Origin of the sequence: Stenotrophomonas maltophilia group sp. Smal12 (genome assembly GCF_037079935.1) — a bacterium.
GTDB classification, from domain to species: Bacteria; Pseudomonadota; Gammaproteobacteria; order Xanthomonadales; family Xanthomonadaceae; genus Stenotrophomonas; species Stenotrophomonas sepilia.
Window position 1 is genome coordinate 1 of the sequence record NZ_JBAWUK010000073.1, and the last position, 4,000, is coordinate 4,000.

Consider the following 4,000-nt stretch of genomic DNA (forward strand, 5'->3'; position numbering starts at 1 on the left):
CGATGTGGAGGTCTTGCAGGCCTCTTTGGCGACCTGCAGTTTGAAACGCGCGTCGTATCTGTTCATGTATCCCTCGGGGTTGGATCTGATGTCCAACTCCCGGGGGTCACTTCACCATGGGGGCTCGGTCGGCGCATCCATGCGCCTCACGGTCCTGGCCACGGTGTACCTCGCCCTGCGCTTCAGGGTTCGCCGCGAGCGCGGAGGGTGTGGCAAAGGCAGAGGCAAAGCAGAAGCAAAAACAAAGGCGCCTTTCGGCGCCTTTGTTGTCAAACCACTGCAGCCTTGTTTCAGCCCTTGGCGACGGTGGCCACGGCCTTGGCGACGTATTCCAGGTTGTTCTGGTTCAGCGCGGCCACGCAGATGCGGCCGGTGCCGACGGCGTAAATGCCGAACTCGTCGCGCAGGCGTTCGACCTGCTCACGGCTCAGGCCCGAGTAGGAGAACATGCCGGCCTGTTCGTTGATGAAGCCGAACTGCGGCGCACCGGCAGCGGCCAGCTTTTCGACCAGGCCCTGGCGCAGGGCGTGGATGCGCTCGCGCATCTCGGTCAGCTCCTGCTCCCACATCGCGCGCAGTTCCGGATTGGTCAGCACGCCGGCCACCAGCGCAGCACCGTGGGTGGACGGGCTGGAGTAGATGGTGCGGATCACGCGCTTGACCTGCGACTGCACGGCCTTGGCGTCAGCAGCGGTCGGCGCCACCATCGACAACGCACCCACGCGCTCGCCATACAGCGAGAACGACTTGGAGTACGAGTTGGCGACGATGAAGCTGTCGATGCCGGCTTCGGCGATGATGCGCACGGCGGCGCCATCCTGCTCGATGCCCTTGTCGAAGCCCTGGTAGGCCATGTCGATGAAGGGGAACAGCTGCTTGTCCTTCAGCAGCTGCGCGACCTGCTTCCACTGGCTGACCGTGAGGTCGGCACCGGTGGGGTTGTGGCAGCAGGCGTGCAGCAGCACTACGGTGCCGGCTTCCAGCTTGCCGAGGTCGGCCAGCATGCCGTTGAAGTCGACGCCATGGCTGGCCGGGTCGAAATAGGTGTAATCCAGCACCTCGAAACCGGCCGCGCTGAATACCGCACGGTGGTTCTCCCAGCTCGGGTTGCTCAGCGCCACGGTGGCGTGCGGCAGCAGCTTCTTCAGCACGTCGGCGCCGACGCGCAGCGCACCGCTGCCACCGACGGTCTGTGCGGTGGTGACGCAGCCGGCGGCCAGCAGCGGCGAGTCCTTGCCGAACACCAGCTCTCGCGTGGCCTGCGTGTATGCCGGCAGGCCATCGATCGGCAGGTAGCCGCGCGGTTTGGCGTCAGCGGCAAGCTGCTGCTCGATCTGCTTGACGGCGCGCAGCAGCGGGATGCGGCCGCTCTCGTCGTAGTAGATGCCCACACCCAGGTTGACCTTGGTCGGGCGGCTGTCGGCGTTGTACGCCTCGGTCAGGCCCAGGATCGGGTCGCCTGGGACCAGTTCCACGTTTGCAAAGAAGGACACGGCGGTACTCGTTCGGTAGACGGAAAGGGGGAGGAAGTGCGCTACGCGGTCTGCGGCCTTGCAGCCGGAAACAGCCCATCGTAACAAAGCCTGCCGGGGCTGGCCGCCGCCATCGTCATGCGTGGCCCCGTACCATGGCGTGCGTTGCCGCCTGATCCATCAACCTGAATCATGAATCCCGCCGCACGTCGCCATTGCCTGCCGTTGTCCATCCTGCTGCTGTCGCCCTGGGCGGCCGTGGCCGGGCCCGCGCCGACCGCCCTGCCCAGCGTGCAGGTGCAGGCCGCACGCGTGCCCGGCATCGACCCGTTCGCGCTGCCGGCCAGCCAGGACACGGTCTGGATCGACGCCGCGCGTCCCGGCGCCGGCGCACAGCTGTCCGAGGCGCTGGCCGGGGTCCCGGGCCTGGTCGCCCGTGACCGCCAGAACTTCGCGCAGGACACCCAGCTGTCGATCCGTGGCTTTGGTGCGCGCTCGACCTTCGGTGTGCGTGGGGTGCGGGTGTTGATCGACGGGGTGCCGGCGACCATGCCCGACGGACAGGGCCAGCTGTCGCATGCCAGCCTGCTCGGTGCCGAACGGATCGACGTGCTGCGCGGACCGTTCTCGGCGCTGTACGGCAATTCCTCCGGCGGCGTGCTGCAGGTCTGGAGCGCACAGGGCCAGGCCGGCGACCCGTGGCGGTTGCGCGTGAACGCGGGTGCCGACAACACGCTCAGCGTCGGCGCGCAACTGAAGGGTGCCGGCCGTGTTCTGGATTACAACATCGCCGCCAATCACTTCCGCACTGAGGGCTGGCGCGACCACAGCCGTGCCCGCCGCGAATCGCTCGCTGCGCGTATCGGTGGCGATCTCGGCGGGGGGCGGCTGGAGCTGCTGCTCAATGCCTTCGATGCCCCCGATGCGCAGGACCCGCTGGGCCTGAGCCGTACCCAGGTGGCGGCCGATCCGCGCCAGGCCACCGCCGTGGCGCACCAGTACAACACCCGCAAATCGGTGCGCCAGCAGCAGGCCGGCCTGCGCTGGACCCGTGAAACCGGGGCGCAGCGCTGGCAGCTGATGGGCTATGCCGGCCAGCGCGCGGTACGCCAGTACCTGCCGATCCCGCCGGCAGCTCAGACCAACAGCCCGTTGCATGCCGGCGGGGTGATCGACCTGGAGGGCGGCTATGGCGGGCTGGACGCGCGCTGGGGCTGGCACGGCGACCTCGCCGGCCGACCGCTGGATCTGGTGGCCGGGCTCAGCGCCGACCGCCAGCGCCAGCATCGCACCGGCTACGAGAACTTCATCGGCAGCGCTCTCGGCGTGCGTGGGCGGCTGCGCAGAGACCAGATCGACACCGTGCAGAACGTCGATCAGTTCGCCCAGGCGTGGTGGCAGTGGAGTCCACGCTGGTCATTGCTGGCTGGCGTGCGTCGCAGCGCCGTGCGCTTCGAATCCGACGATCGTTACATCACCGCCCGCAACCCGGACGACAGCGGCCACCGCCGCTACCAGGCCACCACGCCGGTGGCCGGGATCAGCTTCGAGGCCAGCCCGCAGTGGCGACTGCACGCGGCGGTGGGCCGTGGCTTCGAGACGCCCACCTTCAACGAGCTGGGGTATCGCGCCGACGGCCAGGCGGGACTGGCGCTGGATCTGGCGGCGGCGCGCAGCCGCAGCCTGGAGGTGGGCAGCAAATGGCATGCACAGGACGGAACCCAGCTCGATATCAGCCTGTTCCGCGCAGATACCGACGATGAGTTGGCAGTTGCCAGCAACATCGGCGGACGCAGCACCTATCGCAACATCGGCCGCACCCGCCGCCAGGGCGTGGAACTGCGCTACCGGCAGCCGTTGGCAGAGCAGTTGGAACTGCAGGTGGCCTGGACCTGGCTGCAGGCGCAGGTGCGTGCGCCGTACCTGACCTCGAACACCTGGGTTTCCGCCGGCAGCCGCCTGCCCGGGGTACCGCGCCAGCAGGCGTTTGCCCGGCTGCAGTGGACCCCGGCCGACTGGCAGTGGGCGCTGGAGGCCGCCGCCAGCACCGATACCCTGGTCAACGACGTGGCCACGGAGCGGGCGCCGGGCTACGCGTTGCTGAACCTGGAGGCCGGTCGTTTCTGGACACTGCCAGGTGGCGAGCTGCGCGCCTTCGCCCGGCTGGAGAACGTGCTGGACCAGGCCTACATCGGCTCGGTGATCGTCAACGACGGCAACGGGCGCTTCTACGAACCGGGACCGGGACGGCGAGCCAACGTCGGCCTGCAATGGTCGTGGCGCTGAAAGGGGTAGTGGGGGGCGCGGGGGGGGGGGGCGGCGGGGCCCGCCCCCGGCCGGTTGCCGGCCGCCGGCGGCCCCAACCCCCAAAACCGGGCGCTGGGCGGGCTCCCGCCGCGCCCCGCCGCAAGCGGGTTTGGGCGCGCCGGGCGCCCCAAAACGCACAAATGCGGCGTATGAGGTTAAAAAAACCCCAGACGGTGGCCTGGACCGCAACTATACACAAAACGCAACATCAACGATATTAC

Annotated in this window: 2 protein-coding genes; one reads left to right on the top strand and one right to left on the bottom strand. The window is 68.6% G+C overall.

From position 1 onward, the window contains the following. Positions 1 to 290: 290 nt before the first annotated feature. Positions 291 to 1,493, bottom strand: coding sequence for an amino acid aminotransferase (locus WDC87_RS20510; protein WP_252745266.1), 1,203 nt, complete (start codon positions 1,491 to 1,493; stop codon positions 291 to 293). A gap of 171 nt (positions 1,494 to 1,664) precedes the next feature. Here WDC87_RS20510 and WDC87_RS20515 point away from each other — a divergent pair, with 171 nt between their 5' ends. Further along, positions 1,665 to 3,758 (top strand): TonB-dependent receptor, encoded by a 2,094-nt coding sequence (locus WDC87_RS20515; RefSeq protein ID WP_252745267.1) that lies wholly within the window; start codon positions 1,665 to 1,667, stop codon positions 3,756 to 3,758. The last annotated feature ends 242 nt before the right edge of the window (positions 3,759 to 4,000 follow it).